Source organism: Nodosilinea sp. P-1105, from assembly GCF_012911975.1.
GTDB lineage: Bacteria > Cyanobacteriota > Cyanobacteriia > Phormidesmidales > Phormidesmidaceae > Nodosilinea.
Genome location: NZ_SMDQ01000192.1, coordinates 1 through 599 on the forward strand (window position 1 = coordinate 1; position 599 = coordinate 599).

1 protein-coding gene is annotated in these 599 nt (G+C 56.1%); it reads left to right on the forward strand.

Going from position 1 to position 599, the window contains the following annotated elements; all coding sequences use genetic code 11:
• Positions 1-599 (forward strand): hypothetical protein (locus E1H13_RS27100; protein WP_169617987.1); only part of this gene is annotated, 599 nt, incomplete at both ends.

Here is a 599-nt window from a genome sequence, read left to right on the forward strand (position 1 = left end):
ATTCTAGGCGAACTGGCCGCATCCCAAAAAGAAACCGAACAGTTAATCAAAGCCCAGACTGAGGCCTCAGAGCAGCGACAACGCGAGGCAGAACAACGGCAACGCGAGGCAGAGCAGCGTTCTCAAGCAATCGATCGCCGTTTCCAGGAAACGGAAAAATGGCTAAAGCAGCAAAACCAACAGCTGAATGAGCAACTGGGCAAACTGGGTAACCGTCTGGGGGAATTTGTGGGATGGCAGGTGCGTCCTGCGGTGGTGCGGCTGTTTCAAGATCGGGGAATTGACGTTCACGAGTTTTATCCCAATGCGGCGGCCCGGCGGGGTGACGAGTTTATTGAAATTGATCTCCTGGTGGTCAACACCACCGATGCCATCCTGGTGGAGGTGAAAAGCAAACTGACCCAGGCCGATGTCGATCAACACCTGGAACGGCTGGCTAAGTTCAAGCGACTGATGCCCCGCTATGGGGACGTGCGGGCCATGGGGGCTGTGGCCGGTATGGTAGTGCCCGATGAGGTGGCGCGCTATGCCTATCGCCAGGGGCTTTTTGTGCTAGCTCAATCAGGGGACGGTGTGGTCATCCTCAACAACGACACCTT